The organism is Pseudomonas lini (assembly GCF_030812475.1).
Classification (GTDB): domain Bacteria; phylum Pseudomonadota; class Gammaproteobacteria; order Pseudomonadales; family Pseudomonadaceae; genus Aquipseudomonas; species Aquipseudomonas lini_A.
In genome coordinates this window covers 244,811-261,963 of record NZ_JAUSSR010000007.1, presented here as the reverse complement: position 1 = coordinate 261,963, position 17,153 = coordinate 244,811, and the positions used below count along the sequence as shown (strand labels likewise).

The window sequence follows — 17,153 nt, the reverse complement described above, 5'->3', positions numbered from 1 at the left end:
TGGAAGCCGGTGCGGTATATATATATTTTAAAGCGTTGGAATATTGCTTGTTTGATCTTGTTGTTCATCGGTTATTCGCGTTTTTATAAGAAATTGCTCAACGTTAATCTGGTTGTCCAAATCAGATTCAAGGTTGTTCAAGATGACGGTAGAAACGAATAACACAGCGTTGGGCAGTATGACGCCAGAGCAACAGGGCGCATTCTTCTCGCTTATTAAACAACAGACCCCTTCATGGCTGCTTGAGTCGCCCTCGGATGTTCGCGCCGCCCTGCGCACGAGCCTGTTGGCAAGTTACCGCACCCGACAGGCAGTGGCGGATGCCTTGGCCGAATTGAAATCCCCCGAAAGCTTTTGTACACCCTTGTTGGCCAAGGCCATGTCAGACAAATTGGGCGAGCCGCTTGATATAGAAGGCGTGGTATTCCAGCATATACGCTCAACGTCCAGCTTGCTCGGGTTGAGGAAAAAGCTGATCACGCCCATTGACCGCGATCTGTTGATGGCGGCCTGCGAAAATTTCGAATCCAGCGAGACGGCGCCGGGAAACTATGACGACAACTCGTTTCTTTATATCCCCGAGTGTATCCATGGACGGTCCGCTAAGGTCCTGTCGATCGAGCCCCATGAGTTTGCGAAACTGTGTCGAACACTGGACTTGGGAAAGCAATACCAGGCTCACCTCAAGTCTATGCTGGAAGGGGAGCCGTTGCGCTTTAAACATCAAGCGTACGCAAAACACCGGTTTGAAGTCGACATGCATATCGCTTTCATAAAGAAGCATGTCAGTGCTGATGTTTATAACATGCTGAAATCGGTCAAGGATTGCGCCGAAACAATTACACTGGGTAATAATGCGCTGGGTTATCAAGGGTTGGAGATGTTGGGTGTAAAACTGCATGGGGCGATCTTTATTGGCCCTGTTAATAAACATGCAGACCGTGATTACCGATGCGTGGTTTACCTGCCGGGTGATCCGTTGCACCCTCTGAAGGAATATGAGTCGTTCAAGGATTTTGAGGCGGAACTGGAAAGACGCCTTAGAGAAACCGATTTTCGCGAATTTTTCATGCGTTTCATTTTGCTGCGTGACCGACCTGGTTTTCATGCGGCGCTGAATGCGCGGCAGTCAGGTGCCGCCGATGTTCTTTTAAAGTTCAGTATTTCCGTGACAGTCGACGGATACGATGTGGACGATGATGTGTTCCTGAGCCTGTTTCACCAGCGCTCGGCCCATGTGATCGCCGACGCGCGATTGCTGGTGGTGCCAACGGATGACGAGGATGAAAAGACCCGTCTTGCCAGGCTGGAGACGTATAAAACCATCGGCGTCAACGCGTTGCTGTTCTTCGGCTCCTTTTTGCCGGTGGTGGGCGCAGTCATGTTTGCCGTCGCTGGGGGGCAATTGCTGGCAGAGGTTTACGAAGGCATCGACAGTTGGTCCCGGGGGGAGCAGGAAGAAGCCACTGACCATCTATTCGATGTCATTGAAAACCTGATTCTGACGACGGCAACGGCTGCTGGGGCAATGGGGGTGGGCAAAGGTTACAAGGTCGTCAGATCCTCGGATTTCATCAGTCGGTTGAGAGCCGTCTCGATTGGCTCCGGTTCCGTGCGGTTATGGAAACCCGATCTGAAAGCTTATCGTCAGCACTTGCTCATGCCGGACAAACTCCCTGCCGACAAGCTCGGGCTCGTGAAGTGGCGTGAGCGTCAGTACATGCGAACAGGGACGGATACTTATGCCTTGCGTCCCATTGAAGGCACCGACCTGTGGCAAGTCGAGCCTCCCGAGCATCCCCAGGTATCCGTACGTTATTCACCGGTGATGGAGACCAACGGCGCAGGTGCGTGGCTGCACGATTCCGAGTTGCCGCAGCAATGGAATCTGCTCACGTTGTTTCGACGCCTTGGCTATCGCGAGGAGGACATTCCGGACACGGAAGGATTACAGATCCTCGCCGCCAGCGGCCTCGATGAGTCGCAGTTGCGCCAGCTGTATCCCGACCGTAGCAAGCCGATGGCCATGCTGGTCGACACCGTTCGACGCTTTCGCGCGGACAAGGCCGTCAACCGTTTCATGGAGCAAATGCGTGTATCGACCTCCGCGTCGCAGGCGGACGCCGATCTGCAGTTGTATCTGCTGACCTCCGGGGGCAAATGGCCTCAGGAGAAGGGGGTGAGCATTACCGATATTACCGGCGGGGAAGTCGAGCGTTACGGTCGCGCCCAGGCGTCCAGGCAAATCAGGATATCGAAGGATCTTTTTAACAAGGGGCAGTTTTATTCGACGCTGCTAAAGGGCCTCGACACGGCGGAGCGTAAGCATCTGATTGGCTCGACGACGACTGAAGGAACCCTGCAAGCCCAATTGTTGGCCAAGGTGATTGCCGAGCGAGCGGAGGGTAAGCGGCTGTCGCTGTTCAACCGTATCTATCAGCGCTCCAATGTCACCACAGAGACGAAGGCCGCCCCTGTGCATGACAAGTTTGCGACGCTGCCGGCCAGTGTCGCCGACGAGCTGGTACAGAACACTGACTCCACCGAATGGCTGCAGCTCGATGACGCAAAAGTCCCGTTACGGCTCGCCGAAGAGGCCAGGCGGTATGCGCAGGTGGTGCGATTGAACCGGGCCTATGAAGGGCTGTATCTGGACGCGGCCAGCGGGATCGACACGGATCAGCTGGTGCTCAACACCCTCATGCAGTTACCGGGCTGGCCGAACGATGTGTTTGTCGAGATCGTGGAATGGGCTGTCCCTTCCGAGAAAAGGGCCAGCATTGGTCCCAAAGACGCCGCGCACAAGCTCGTTATCGAAGCTCACCCTGACCGTTTTGAAGCGTCCGATGCCAGTGGGAAAAACCTGTTCACGCACCTGAAGCGCACCCGCGCGCATTTTTTTCAAACGCTTTGGGAGGGCTTGCCCGTCGCTACGCGCGAAGCGCTGGGGGTCGAAACGCCGGACGCCGGTGTGCAATTGAGGAAAAAAATCACGGCACTGGCCTTGCAGCAACGCGATGCCATCGCCGGGGCTATCGGTATCGAACCCAGACGCACCGGTTACCGCTCGCCAATGGGCCTGGCAGACCGGTTGATTGCCAAAGCGATTTTATTAGGGCTACCGCCTTCGGGTGAGCACTCATCACATTCGCCGGCGCTGCTACAGCGGGCCCAAGAGCTCTATCCCACTCACTCGCCAACGCAGGTCGAACATTTCCTGACGACATTGGGCACCGACGAAGTGTTGGCGATCCAGGCCCTTGAGGCACTGCGCCAGGAACACCTGGCCATCCGCGATGCGCTGGATCGCTGGGTCAATCGTCCGACCCACCATCAGGAAGGCGACGGGCCGCGACTCAGGGTGCCTCAACACAGCAAGGGGCGTGCCGCCCTGGCGATTGTGCGCGCCTGGCGCAAAGACGGCAGTTTCATGCCTGGCACTCCGGAAATGCTTTACAAGTTGAGTCTTGATCCGCAGCCACTGGGGGATATCCCGGTGCTGGTCGGTAACTTCAGCCACATCGGCGCCCTGGAGCTGGACAGAGTCGGGGCCAGCGCCGGATTGAATGCATTTCTGCGCAACTTCCCCAACCTGCGCACGTTGAGCCTGACCGGCAATGAGTTAAGCCGAATCCCCCAGGCGATCGCGGCCATGCCCAAGCTGGAGCACCTGGACTTGAGCGATAACCGTATTCATCTGACGCCCGAAGCGATCCAGTTGCTCAATGGCCTGGAGTATCTGCAGACCCTCAACCTGAGCTTCAACCCGGCGCTCGGGCAAACCCCGACGGTGACGACCCTGAAACAATTGCGACACCTTGCATTGCGTGGTTCGGGGATTGTCGATTGGCCGGTCGGGGTCAATGACCTTTCCGCTCTGCAGACAATGGATCTGCGCGACAACCGCATCGCACACATCCCGGACACGGTGTTCAAGGCGCGGCCCGCCTTGAACCTTGGCACAAACGTCGATGGCAACCCGCTTTCAGCGTCGAGCCTGAAGGCGCTCGCCGCCTATCAACGTTCCAACCCAAACAGCCTGGGAGTTATTGCCGCCGATTACCTTCAGGTCGCGCCTGTGCAACCGGATATCGCCAGACACGGCTCGATCTGGTTGAGCAGACTGGTCGGTGCTGAATTGGCCCGCAGGCAAGCAATCTGGAACTCATTGTCGTTGTACCCAAGGTCCAGGGATTTCTTCCATTTGCTTGCCCGGCTACATGACACCGCGGATTATGACCTGATGCAAACTGATTTGACGCAGCGGGTATGGAACGTGCTGGAGGCCGCCGCCGAAGATGACGTGTTGCGACGCGCCTTGTTTCAAGCAGCTCGCATCGGTCGGGTCAGCGCCGAGAACGCGGCGGGTCTGTTCAGCGATATGGTAGTGAGGGTTTTATGTTATCAAGCCGTGGTTTCGGCCCGCACTGGAAATCGTACGCTGGAGGGGGAACTGGTGCATCTTTTGAGGGGCCTGTTTCGACTGCAGCAGGTGGAACGGCAGGCCATGAGCGAGATCGGCCGCCGCACGCTGTCCGGACCCTTCACTCGCGCCCAGGCGCGGGAGCTCGAACTGATTTACCGCGTGAGCCTGGCGCAGCGCCTGGACCTGCCTGCCCAGCCCAGAGAAATGAATTTCGTGCGCAATGTCGACGTGTCCCCCGAGGAGCTCGATAGCGCCTATCGGGAGGTCGCCAAAGCCGAAAATTCCGCGGCGCTGTTAACTTCGATCAAAGCCCGAAGGTTCTGGTACGACTACCTCCGGCAGACTCATCAAGACCAATTCAACACCTTGTCCGAGCGCAGCGCCATTGCCTTTGCCCAACTGGAAGCGCAAGTCGCCTTGCCGCGTGCAACCGCTACCCTGCGCCAGAACGCGATCATAGAAAACTATAAGAACGACGCCGTACAACTTTTCGATCAATTGACCGCCGCAGCCTTGGCGAGACATCCGGGACTGCCGCTACCCGCCGAGGAGGTCTGCGATGAATGAGCGCCCTCATGATCAAGTAGCCGGCCCTCATCCGACTCCGGCCTGGCAAATGCGCAGCGACCTGAAAGGCATCCTGGACCTCGCGTTGCCACAAACCCCTGCCCAGTTTGGCGAACACCAGATCAAGAAAAAATGGGGGCAGGGCATCGATCCGCAGACCACCTTGCTGGTCACGCTCGATTACGATTACAAGGGTCATCCCGCACAGGCCGGTATCCACCAGGGAAAAGTTGCAAGCTCCCAATCTTTACTCCAAGCGCTGCTTTCGAACTACCAGACGGTGGGTGACGGGCGATTCGCAGAAACTGCATTTGGTCTGTACACCCCGCCTGACATCGGCCCGTCTGTTCGCATCGTGGAACAGGTCGATGAATTCGCCGACCAAGGCAGCGGCAATCACCAGACCTATGAGGGCATTTATCTGCAAACCGCTGCGCAAACCTACGGCCCGGAAACGCAGTTGGCCCTGAGGCCGGCGGACTTCAAGCAGTGGGTCTGGGAACTGGAGTTGCAGGACCTGTACAGCGCATACCTGGATCAAGCGTGGCCGGCGGACGAGGTGCTGCTGGCGCCTGCGCCTTATGCGTTGCGAACCTCGGTCAAGGCGGCTTTCGTCATGAGCGCCTGGCTGCAGCGCAATGAACGACGCTTGACTCAAAAAGGTCTGGAACTGGCATTGCAGGCAGCAGGGCTATCGTCCGATCAACCTTGGGAAACGTTGACCGTCAACCAGCTGCAGGCACCCACTCCGAACCCCGGCACGGTCACGGCACGCCGCTTGAAACTCTATCGTTATACCGCGAGCGATATCTGGGTCTTCCGTAGCCCGTCCAGCGCCAGGGTCTTGATGTACATCCCCGGCAACTCCTCGCCGCTGCATGAGTTCACCGATGCCGCGCTACTGCGCCAATGGGTGGTGGCGCAGGCGCGCAGTGGCGAAACGAAACAGGCACTGGCAGCGCACTTTGCCGATGACGATCGCATCGACGGGACCTTCCACGCCGGTGTCCTGACGGCGCTGGATGGCATGGCGAGGTATCCGAAACAGCACCGGCTGAGCAAAGAGGCCGGCTTTTTCAACAATGATGGCTACTGGGATCCCGCCGAGTACGTCGGCTTCGATGACGCTGGCGCAGACACCGATGTGTTTGCCCAGTTGGTGCTGACAATGAAGCGGGCGGCATTGGCCAGCGTCAAGACCATTCGTGACGATGCCCAGGTCAATCGCGACAATTTGAGCGCTGTGGTCGAGCCGATCGTGCAATGGGTCAACCGGTTTGGTCCGCTGGCTTTGTTCGTTCCGGGAGGCGAAGGCCTGCTCGCGCTAGCGGGACTGATCGATGCCGGTTATGGCCTGGATCAGGCCATCAACGGCGAAACGGCAAGCCAGCGTTCCGAAGGTGTCACGCGCACGGTGTTCGGCTTGCTCAATGCACTGCCGATCGCCGGGATCGCGGCATTGGCCAAGGGCGATGGGGTTGATATCGAAGCACTGACGACCACCGATCACCGTGGCGGCGAACCGTCTGTGGCGCCCGCGGAACCGCACGCTCCCGCTGAACCGGCTCCTGCGGTACCGACCCGCCTGGCACTGCTGCGGGGCGTCGGGCCGTCGGTCGCCACCTTCAGCGATGAAATGCTTGCACAAATCGGCAGGGTCAGCGCGGTTGATGACGACATGCTGCGCTTGATGCAAACCGGACGCCCACCGACGCCGTTGCTGGCCGATACGATCAGCCGTTTCAAGATCGATCGGGATCTGGGCCCGGTCGGTAACCCTCAATTGTTCAACAGCCGCTATCAAGCGCTTCAAGATAGCGGGAATGCATGGGTCCGGATGTTTCAGCGCGAGTACCCAGGCCTGCCCAAAAGCGCCATCGAACAAATGCTCGACCGCTATGGCGTGGACATCCAGGCAGCGCCCGACGCTAGCGAAGCCTTGCAAGTGATCAAGCGACTGGACAGCAAGGCTCGCCAATACCAGCAACACCTATGGCTCAATCGGGCTTATGAGGGCTTATATCTACGCTCTGCAGGCAATCCGCAATCGGACACACTGGCCTTGCATTCGCTGAAAAACCTGCCCGGCTGGCCAGCAAACCTGCGGATCGATGTACTCGATCAGTCGGCCATCGGGCGTGTGCTGGACCGCAGTGGCCCCCTCGATGCGCCGCACGTCCGGCGTCTGATCAAGCAGGGCGATCACTATTTGCACCAAGGGCTGCAAACCGACTTTTATGGCGCAGTCCTTGGGGTGCTGTCGGACGAAGAGCGTTCAGCGTTGCACCTGGTGTCGCTTGATCCCGCCAGGGAAATGCGGTTGAAAATCGGCGACCGGACGTTGTCACGGTCTGAATTCATGTTTGGATCAGCAAGGATGGACAGCGGGCTGCCCTTCGAGCGCCAAGGCCTGAGCGGCGGCGGGTTTCCGGATCCACCGCCGGCAGGGGCGTTGAGGCACCAAATGATGAGGGCACAAGTCAGCGACCTTTACCCGGAATATTCCGATGCCGAGGCTGATGAAATGCTGCAGCGGACGGGGGCGAGCGCTCAGGCACACCTCGACGGTTTGCAGCAGCAGCTTCAACAACTGAACAGCGATTTGAACGCTTGGATCGATCAGACCACTGATGACGTCGAAGACATGGATCTGCCTTTTCTCGGTGCCGGTGACGTTGAGGCGCAGGGACTCGACGCTGCGCAAATCGAAGCCCATAACATCGCATTGCTGCATGACACGATTCAGGTCGAACGTGATACCCGGACCGAGTTGGCGGATGAAATGATCGCCATCTGGCAAAAGCGTGCGCCGCGGGAAGACAGTCATTATTCAGGCAGTTACCTGAGTGGCTTCACGATGAACATGGATTTTGAGGATTTCCACCGATTACCCGCGCTGAATGTTCGGCTCAACGACGTGACCGGATTGTCGATGCGACATTTTCATTTGTTCGAGCGTGAAACCCTGCACGATTTTCTCGACTCTTTTCCAAATCTGCGCACCTTGAATCTACAAGGAACCGATCTTCGTCTTCCCGATATCCAAGGGAGCCTGACAAGTTCTCTGCCCCCTCAGATTCCCCGAATGCGCCATCTCACCCGGTTAAATCTCAGTAACACCGAAATGGCATTCACGGAGGATACGACCGCCTCGCGCCTGATTACGCTGACGCAGCTGCAACATCTGGATTTGAGCAACAACCCGCTGGTAGTCCCCCCGTTGGTGGCGGGGATGAACGAGCTGCGCGAGCTCGACCTGAGAAACACCCGGATCACTGCCTGCCCCATCGGGATCATGGATCAGCCGTACCTGGACCGGCTGGATCTGCGCAATAACCAGATCACCCGGGTGCCGCCCGCGGTGGTGAACCAGGCCATCAGTCGTGACCGCGTGCTGCTGCAAGGTAATCCATTGACCGATGAAGACACGCTGTTGCGCCTGGTGGAACATCGCCGCAGCACAGGCATCAACCTGTGGCTCAGCGAGCCTGGACCCGACTACGGCGAAGTCATCGAATGGTTGCGTGAGAGCAGCGGTGCGCGACGGCAAGCCAGGCGCTTGATCTGGCAGCGCCTGGCAGCCAAACCGCTGGGCACGCGCTTCTTGCGAACCATGGACGGCCTGAGCCTGACGGCGGATTTCCGCGTGGATTATCTGACCTTGCAAGCGCGGGTCTGGCGACTCCTGGTCGAAGCGGATGCTTCAGAGCAATTGTGGTCGCGACTGGTCGAGGATGTTGAAGTGGCCGAGGTCGATGCCGATAATCCGTTTGTGACGTTCACGGTACTGGAGGATCGAGCGAGGCTCTACACCGATTGGGTGGCGATGGGGCGACCGTTTCCGATAACCGCGGGTCAACCGTAGCCATTCACCGCAGAGACTTCTTGGAATGCCTGTAGGAGCAAGCTTGCTCGCGATGGACGTTAACGATAACGCGTTCTTTCTGAATGAACGCGTTGCCCTTGAGACCATCGCGAGCAAGCTCGCTCCTACAGTTGTCAGCGGCGACGGAACAGCGGCAACGGTTCGTCGGTGGCGGCCTGATAGGTCACCGAGAAGTCCCTGAGACTTTCCAGGGCTTCATAGGGGTCTTTGTCGGCACGCAGTGCGAAGGCATCGAATCCGCAGCGACGCAGGTAGAACAACTGATCGCGCAACACATCGCCGATCGCCCGCAGTTCGCCCTTGAAACCATAACGGTCACGCAACAGGCGGGCGTTGGAGTAGTTGCGGCCATCGGTGAAGGCCGGGAAGTTCAGGGCGATGACTTGGAACTGATCCACGTCCTCACCGATTTCCTCGGCTTCTTCATCGGCATCCAGCCACACGCCCAGGCCTCCATCGCGGGCCTTGAGCATGCGGCTGTGTTCGCGCCACAGCTGCAGCGGGACGATGTAGTCGTCGCAGTTGCTGATCTCGTCGATATTGAAGTCCTTCGGCAGCAAGTGCCAGGTTTCGTCGACGACTTCGTTGTTCTTAATTATTCGCTGCATAGACGCGCTCCTTGAAGAGGTCGATGCCAATACGCTGATAGGTGTCAATGAAACGCTCGTCTTCGGTACGTTGTTCGATGTACACGTCGATCAGCTTCTCGATCACGTCAGGCATGGCGTCCTGGGCGAAGGACGGGCCGAGGATCTTGCCCAGGCTCGCATCGCGGGTGCCGCTGCCACCCAGGGACACCTGGTAGAACTCTTCGCCTTTCTTGTCCACCCCGAGGATGCCGATGTGGCCGACGTGGTGGTGACCACAGGCGTTCATGCATCCGGAAATGTTCAGGTCCAATTCGCCGATGTCGAACAGATAGTCCAGGTCGTCGAAACGGCGCTGGATCGATTCGGCGATCGGGATCGACTTGGCGTTGGCCAGGGAGCAGAAATCGCCGCCCGGGCAGCAGATGATGTCGGTCAGCAAGCCGATGTTCGGCGTGGCGAAGCCTTGCTCGCGCAGTTCACCCCACATCTCGAACAACCGGCCCTGTTCCACGTCGGCCAGAATGATGTTCTGCTCGTGGGAAGTGCGCAGCTGACCGTAGCTGTAGCGGTCGGCCAGGTCGGCCACGGCGTCGAGCTGTTTGTCGGTGATGTCGCCCGGGGCAACGCCGGTCGGCTTCAGGGACAGGGTCACCGCCACATAGCCCGGTTTCTTGTGGGCCAGGGTATTGCGGGTGCGCCAGCGCGCAAAGCCCGGGTGCTGCTTGTCGAGCTCGGCGAGTTCGGCGCTCTGGTTGACCAGTGCCTTGTACTCGGGATCGACGAAGTGTTTGGCGACGCGATGCACTTCGGCCTCGGTCAGCGTGGTCTGGCCACCGCGCAGGTGTTCCATTTCCGCTTCGACTTTTTGCGCAAAGACTTCAGGCGTCAGGGCCTTGACCAGAATCTTGATCCGCGCCTTGTACTTGTTGTCACGACGGCCGTAGCGGTTGTAGACCCGCAGGATGGCGTCGAGGTAGCTCAACAGGTCCTGCCACGGCAGGAACTCATTGATGAATGCGCCCACCACCGGCGTACGGCCCAGGCCGCCACCGACCAATACGCGGAAGCCGACTTCGCCAGCAGCGTTGTGCACCGCTTCCAGGCCGATGTCATGGACTTCGATGGCCGCACGGTCGGACGTCGAACCGTTGATGGCAATTTTGAACTTGCGCGGCAGGTAAGCGAATTCCGGGTGGAACGTTGTCCACTGGCGGACGATCTCGCACCAAGGGCGTGGATCGACCAACTCATCGGCGGCGACACCGGCGAACTGGTCGGTGGTGACATTGCGCAGGCAATTGCCGCTGGTCTGGATCGCGTGCATCTGCACGGTCGCCAGTTCAGCGAGGATGTCCGGAATGTCTTCCAGCGCCGGCCAGTTGAATTGCACGTTCTGCCGGGTGCTGATGTGGGCATAGCCCTTGTCATAGTCGCGGGCGATTTTGGCGATCATTCGCGTCTGGCGCGAAGTCAGCTGGCCATAAGGCACCGCCACCCGCAGCATCGGCGCGAAACGCTGGATATAAAGCCCGTTTTGCAGGCGTAGCGGGCGGAACTCTTCTTCGCTCAGCTCGCCTGCCAGATAGCGTCGGGTCTGATCACGGAACTGCTTGACGCGGTCCTCGATGATCCGCTGATCGTACTCGTCGTATACGTACATATAAGTCCTGTTCTCAGGCTTGGGCCGCTCGGATCCAGCTGCGTGGTTCGCCTGCTGAAGTCTCCGACACTGCCTCGGCAATTCTGCGCGCACGGCCGCGCACTCCCAACGGAGCCGGGGCAAGATACCAGTTTGTAGTTATGCGCAAAAGTGATGTTTGAGTATATGCAAAGAACCAAAAGGACTAATGAGAATCGTTGTTGCAAAGCCCCCGGTTGTGGTGAGGGCAATCATCGTCTTAACTGTGGTCGAGTCTTTATGCAATCACCGATAAAACCGACAAGAGGCGATGCAATGAGCAACCCTACCAAAGCCACAAAACCCGATAGCACGGTGGATGCCTGGGCCATTTTGTTCCTGATCATCCTGGTCGTGGGCACCGCGGTGTTCTGGGTCAGTCATCAATAACGACCTCGTCCGGGCTCGCTCCGACGGTTGTCGGACCTTCAGCGGGTCAGGCGCCGGTGTACGGGAGGTCGCTGGCTAAAATGAGCGGCGAATTTCGAGGCCCGGACGATCAATGTTGAAGTTTCTCTGTGGCGTATTACTGGCGCTGGGGACGGTCATGGCACCTTGCGCCCAGGCGGCGTCGGTGCTGTTCCTGAATCCGGGAGCTACCGGGGAAGCCTTTTGGGTCAGTTATTCGCAGTTCATGCAGGCCGCGGCGAGGGACCTGGCCATGAATTTGCGCATTCAGTACGCCGAGCGGATACCTGAAAACACCTTGAAACAGGCTCGAGAAGCCCTGCAAGGGCCAGACCGGCCGGACTATCTGGTGTTCGTCAACGAGCAGTCAGGCGCCGCCGAAATCCTGCGTCTGGCCCAGGGCAGTGGCGTGAAGCTGTTCATGGTCAATAGCGCGCTGACCCCGGACCAGATGAGCCTGCTGGGCTCGCAGCCTGAAAAATACCCAAATTGGCTGGGCAGCCTGGTGCCCAACGACGAGGAGGGCGGTTATCTGATGCTCAAGGAGCTGATTCGTCTGCATCCTCCGGTCGCTCCCGGTCAGGTCATCGAGCTCCTGGCTTTTTCCGGACTGAAGGTCACACCGACATCACAGTTGCGTGAGAAGGGCATGATGCGTGCACTGGCCGAGCACCCCCAAGTGCGATTGCGCCAGTTGGTGCATGGCACCTGGACCCGGGAGCGCGCCTATGAGCAGGCCGGATTGCTGTTCAAGCGCTATCCGAAGGCGTCGCTGATCTGGACGGCCAATGACGAAATGGCCCTTGGGGTCATGCAAGCCTATGCCGAAGCCGGTGGCCTGCCTGGAAAGGACGCGCTGTTCGGCACCATCAACCATTCTCCCGCGGCCCTGCAAGCGCTGTTGGACGGTCGGCTGAGCGTGCTGCTGGGTGGGCATTTCAGCCTGGGCGGCTGGGCCCTCGTGCAGTTGCATGACTACGATCAGGGCGTGGATTTCGGCCAGTACGGCGGCCGTGACCGACAGATCCCGTTACTGCAACTGATTGATCGGGCACAGGCCAGGCGTCTGCTGGCGCTGGGGGTCAGGCAGGACTATGGCGTGGATTTTCGCGCGCTCTCGGCCAAGGGGCAGCCGGCGTCGTATCGCTACCCGTTCAACCTGAAAACCCTGCTGCACTGAGTTTTGCCTGAAGCCAGGCATCAGATCCCGGCCAGGTGCAGCACCAGTTTGACGATGCCGAACAAGGTCAGGGCGAACACCGCCGTGAACACAATCCCCAGGATCACGAAATGGCTGGGCTTGCCGTGAGTGAAGTCCCGGGCCCGGTTCTTCCCGCTCTGCACTCCGAACGCCGCCGCCATCACGCTGTGGAGCATCTGCCAGAAGGTGGGCGGCTTGTTGTTGTCGACTGGATCGTCCATAAACCCCTCGTCACGGATGTGTGAGAGCTAAGCATAGACAATCCCGAAAAAATGCATGGGCTCAGGAGCCAGATACAAGTCTGTAGGAGCCGGCTTGCTGGCGAAGGCGGTGTGTCAGGCGGCATCGTTATCGACTGTTAAGACGCCTTCGCTGGCAAGCCAGCTCCTACAGGGGGTATGTGTACACCCGTGTAGGAGTTGCCGCAGGCTCGGCCGTGTTCGGACGATCTTTTGATCTTAGTTGTCGTAACCCAGGTTCGGCGCCAACCAGCGCTCGGTCACGCTCAACTCCTGACCTTTGCGCGAGGTGTAGCTCTGCACCTGGTCCTTGTCGATCTTGCCCACGGCGAAGTACTGCGCCTGCGGGTGAGCGAAGTACCAGCCGCTGACCGCCGCCGCCGGGAACATCGCGTAGTGCTCGGTGAGGAACACGCCGCTGCGCCCGGCCTGCATTTCGCTGGCTTGCGGGTCGAGCAAGGCGAACAGGGTGCCTTTCTCGGTGTGATCCGGGCACGCCGGGTAGCCGGGAGCAGGGCGGATGCCGGTGTATTGCTCCTTGATCAGCGCCTCGTTGTCGAGGGTTTCATCCTTGGCATAACCCCAGTAATCCTTACGGACCTGCTGGTGCAACCATTCGGCGCACGCCTCGGCCAGACGGTCGGCCAGGGCCTTGACCATGATCGAGTTGTAATCGTCGCCGGCATCCTGGTAGGCCTTGGCCACTTCTTCGGCGCCGATCCCTGCGGTGGTAATGAAACCACCTACGTAGTCGGTGACTTCGCTGTCCTTCGGGGCCACGAAGTCGGCCAGGGAGAAGTTCGGCTTGCCATCGGTCTTGATGATCTGCTGGCGCAGGTGATGCAGCTTGGCCAGTGGCTTGCCGTCATCGCCGTAGAGTTCGATGTCATCGTCGCGCACCTGGTTGGCCGGCCAGAAGCCGAACACCGCACGGGCGCTGATCAGTTTTTCGTCGATCAGTTTGGCGAGCATTTCCCGGGCATCGGCGTACAGCGCGGTGGCGGCTTCACCGACCACTTCATCGGTGAGGATGCGCGGGAACTTGCCGGCCAGGTCCCAGGAGATGAAGAACGGCGTCCAGTCGATGTATTCGGCCAGCACCTTGAGGTCGATATTGTCCAGTACCTTGGCGCCGGTGAAGGTCGGTTTGACCGGGGTGTAGGTGCTCCAGTCGAACTGCGGCTTCTTGGCAACCGCGGCCGGGTAGCTCAGGCGTTCGGTGCGGGCACTGCGATTGGCGGTGCGCTCGCGGACCTCGACATATTCCAGGCGGGTCTTCTCGACGAACGCCGGTTTCAACTCCTTGGACAGCAACTGGGTGGCCACGCCCACCGCGCGGGAGGCGTCGGTGACGTAGATTACTGCGTCATTGCTGTACTTGGGTTCGATCTTCACCGCCGTGTGCGCCTTGGAGGTGGTCGCGCCACCGATCATCAGCGGCAGGTGGAAGTCCTGGCGCTGCATCTCGCGGGCCACGTGGACCATTTCATCCAGCGAAGGGGTGATCAGGCCGGACAGGCCGATGATGTCGCATTTCTGCTCCTTGGCCACTTGCAGGATCTTCTCGGCCGGCACCATCACGCCGAGGTCGACGATGTCGTAGCCATTACAGCCCAGCACTACGCCGACGATGTTCTTGCCGATGTCATGCACGTCGCCTTTTACCGTGGCCATGAGGATCTTGCCCTTGGCTTCCGGTTTGTCGCCTTTTTCCAGTTCGATGAACGGGATCAGGTGGGCCACCGCCTGTTTCATCACGCGGGCGGATTTAACCACCTGCGGCAGGAACATTTTGCCGGCGCCGAACAGGTCGCCGACGATGTTCATGCCGGACATCAGCGGGCCTTCGATCACTTCGATCGGTCGGGCGAAGGATTGGCGCGACTCTTCGGTGTCTTCGACGATGTGGGTGGTGATGCCCTTGACCAGTGCGTGTTCCAGGCGCTTGTTGACATCCCAGTTGCGCCACTCTTCAGTCTCGGCTTCCTTGACGCTGCCGTCGCCCTTGTACTTGTCGGCGATGGCGAGGAGGGCGTCGGTGCCTTCCGGGGTACGGTTGAGGATCACGTCTTCCACGGCATCGCGCAGTTCGGCCGGGATCTGGTCGTAGATCTCCAGCTGGCCGGCGTTGACGATACCCATGGTCAGGCCGTTGCGGATCGCATACAGCAGGAACACCGAGTGAATCGCTTCGCGCACCGGGTTATTGCCGCGGAACGAGAACGACACGTTGGACACGCCGCCCGACGTCAGGGCATACGGGAGTTCGTCGCGGATGTAGGCGCAGGCATTGATAAAGTCCACAGCGTAGTTGTTGTGTTCTTCGATACCGGTGGCCACGGCGAAGATGTTCGGGTCGAAGATGATGTCTTCCGGCGGGAAGCCGACTTCGTTGACCAGGATGTCATAGGAGCGTTTGCAGATTTCTTTCTTGCGCGCTTCGGTGTCGGCCTGGCCGGCTTCGTCGAAGGCCATCACCACCACGGCGGCACCGTAGCGCTTGCACAGCTTGGCGTGATGAATGAACTGCTCGACGCCCTCCTTCATGCTGATCGAGTTGACGATGCCCTTGCCCTGGATGCATTTGAGGCCGGCTTCGATCACTTCCCACTTGGAGGAGTCGATCATGATCGGCACGCGGGAGATGTCCGGCTCGCCGGCAATCAGATTGAGGAAGGTCACCATGGCCTTCTTCGAATCGAGCATCCCTTCGTCCATGTTGATGTCGATCACCTGGGCGCCGGCTTCGACCTGCTGCAGGGCGACTTCCAGGGCTTCGGTGTAGTTGTCGTCACGGATCAGTCGGGCGAACTTGGCGGAACCGGTGATGTTCGTGCGTTCGCCGACGTTGACGAACAATGAGCTGCGATCGATGGTGAAAGGTTCCAGGCCCGACAGGCGGCAGGCCTTGGGAATCTCCGGGATTTCACGCGGTGCATAACCGGCCACGGCCTTGGCGATGGCTTCGATGTGGCCCGGCGTGGTACCGCAGCAGCCGCCGACAATGTTGAGGAAACCGCTTTGGGCGAATTCTTCGATGACCTTGGCGGTTTCTGCCGGCAGTTCGTCGTACTCGCCGAATTCGTTCGGCAGGCCGGCGTTAGGGTGCGCGGAGACGTAGGTGCCGGCCTTGTTCGACAGCTCTTCCAGGTACGGGCGCAATTCGCTGGCGCCGAGGGCGCAGTTCAGGCCGACCGAGATCGGCTTGGCGTGGGCCACGGAGTTCCAGAAGGCCTCGGTGGTCTGACCGGACAAGGTACGGCCGGAGGCATCGGTGATGGTGCCGGAAATCATGATCGGCAACTCGACGCCCAGCTCTTCGTAAACCCCTTGCACGGCAAAGATCGCAGCCTTGGCGTTCAGGGTATCGAAAATGGTTTCGATCAGGATCAGGTCGGCGCCGCCTTCGATCAGGCCCTTGGTGGCCTCGGTGTAGTTTTCCACCAGTTCATCGAATGTCACGTTGCGATAGCCGGGGTTGTTCACGTCCGGCGACAGCGAGCAGGTGCGGCTGGTAGGGCCGAGCACCCCGGCGACGAAACGCGGCTTGTCCGGGGTTTCCAGGGTCTTGGCGTCCGCCACCTGGCGAGCCAGGCGGGCGCCTTCCACGTTCAACTCGTACGCCAGGCCCTGCATGCCGTAGTCGGCCTGGGACACCTGGGTGGCGTTGAAGGTGTTGGTTTCCAGAATGTCGGCGCCGGCATCCAGGTAGGCTTTTTCGATCGAGCCGATGACGTCGGGGCGGGTCAGGATCAACAGGTCGTTGTTGCCCTTGACGTCGCTCGGCCAGTCGGCGAAGCGTTTGCCGCGGTAATCCTGTTCCTCGAGCTTGTAGCTCTGGATCATCGTGCCCATGCCGCCATCGAGTATCAGGATGCGCTCTTTGAGGGCGTGCTTGAGAGCTTGAAGGCGAACGCTGCGATCGGACATTGGGACTACTCGAAAAGACCATGACGAAGGGCCGGGATGATAGCAAACCTGTGCGGTTTTGGAGCATGTTGCTGTTTTGCATGAATCTGGCTCATGTTGTCGTCGTTACCCGCTCCCTGTAGGAGCTGGGTTGCCAGCGAAGGAGGTCAACGTTAACGCGTTCTGCCTGCATGCAAGCGGTGCCTGAGCATTCTTCGCTGGCAAGCCAGCTCCTACAGGGAGGCGGGG

The 17,153-nt window shown here is 59.3% G+C and carries 7 protein-coding genes; 3 read left to right on the top strand and 4 right to left on the bottom strand.

Annotation, left to right across the window (positions count from 1 at the left end):
• Positions 1 to 142 precede the first annotated feature (142 nt).
• Both J2W17_RS15615 and J2W17_RS15610 read left to right on the top strand, forming a co-directional pair.
• Positions 143 to 4,993: an NEL-type E3 ubiquitin ligase domain-containing protein gene (locus tag J2W17_RS15615; protein WP_307335855.1), complete on the top strand. Its 4,851-nt coding sequence runs from the start codon at positions 143 to 145 to the stop codon at positions 4,991 to 4,993.
• Positions 4,986 to 8,858 (top strand): dermonecrotic toxin domain-containing protein, encoded by a 3,873-nt coding sequence (locus J2W17_RS15610; RefSeq protein WP_307335470.1) that lies wholly within the window; start codon positions 4,986 to 4,988, stop codon positions 8,856 to 8,858. The genes J2W17_RS15615 and J2W17_RS15610 overlap by 8 nt, the downstream gene beginning before the upstream one ends.
• Before the next feature lie 134 nt (positions 8,859 to 8,992).
• Here J2W17_RS15610 and J2W17_RS15605 read toward each other — a convergent pair whose 3' ends face one another.
• Together J2W17_RS15605 and J2W17_RS15600 are read right to left on the bottom strand one after the other, a co-directional pair.
• Entirely contained in the window at positions 8,993 to 9,487 is a 495-nt protein-coding gene (locus tag J2W17_RS15605; RefSeq protein ID WP_307335467.1) for a DUF934 domain-containing protein, read from the bottom strand.
• The gene (locus tag J2W17_RS15600) at positions 9,471 to 11,129 is read right to left on the bottom strand and encodes a nitrite/sulfite reductase (protein WP_307335464.1); all 1,659 of its coding nucleotides are present in this window, start codon (positions 11,127 to 11,129) and stop codon (positions 9,471 to 9,473) included. Before J2W17_RS15600 ends, J2W17_RS15605 begins: the two co-directional genes overlap by 17 nt.
• Before the next feature lie 520 nt (positions 11,130 to 11,649).
• Here J2W17_RS15600 and J2W17_RS15595 point away from each other — a divergent pair.
• A complete protein-coding gene (locus tag J2W17_RS15595; RefSeq protein ID WP_307335461.1) occupies positions 11,650 to 12,735 on the top strand; it encodes an ABC transporter substrate-binding protein in 1,086 nt (361 codons plus the stop codon).
• Between the two features lie 20 nt (positions 12,736 to 12,755).
• Here the strand turns inward: J2W17_RS15595 and J2W17_RS15590 are convergent, their stop codons facing one another.
• Entirely contained in the window at positions 12,756 to 12,977 is a 222-nt protein-coding gene (locus J2W17_RS15590) for a DUF2970 domain-containing protein (RefSeq protein ID WP_138967253.1), read from the bottom strand.
• Positions 12,978 to 13,214: 237 nt separating this feature from the next.
• Positions 13,215 to 16,925: a methionine synthase gene (gene metH / locus J2W17_RS15585; RefSeq protein WP_307335457.1), complete on the bottom strand. Its 3,711-nt coding sequence runs from the start codon at positions 16,923 to 16,925 to the stop codon at positions 13,215 to 13,217.
• Between the last annotated feature and the right edge of the window lie 228 nt (positions 16,926 to 17,153).

Coding starts and splice junctions, on each gene's coding strand:
- J2W17_RS15615 (WP_307335855.1), top strand. CDS start 143: ATGACGGTAGAAACGAATAACACAGCGTTGGGCAGTATGACGCCAGAG.
- J2W17_RS15610 (WP_307335470.1), top strand. CDS start 4,986: ATGAATGAGCGCCCTCATGATCAAGTAGCCGGCCCTCATCCGACTCCG.
- J2W17_RS15605 (WP_307335467.1), bottom strand. CDS start 9,487: ATGCAGCGAATAATTAAGAACAACGAAGTCGTCGACGAAACCTGGCAC.
- J2W17_RS15600 (WP_307335464.1), bottom strand. CDS start 11,129: ATGTACGTATACGACGAGTACGATCAGCGGATCATCGAGGACCGCGTC.
- J2W17_RS15595 (WP_307335461.1), top strand. CDS start 11,650: ATGTTGAAGTTTCTCTGTGGCGTATTACTGGCGCTGGGGACGGTCATG.
- J2W17_RS15590 (WP_138967253.1), bottom strand. CDS start 12,977: ATGGACGATCCAGTCGACAACAACAAGCCGCCCACCTTCTGGCAGATG.
- metH (WP_307335457.1), bottom strand. CDS start 16,925: ATGTCCGATCGCAGCGTTCGCCTTCAAGCTCTCAAGCACGCCCTCAAA.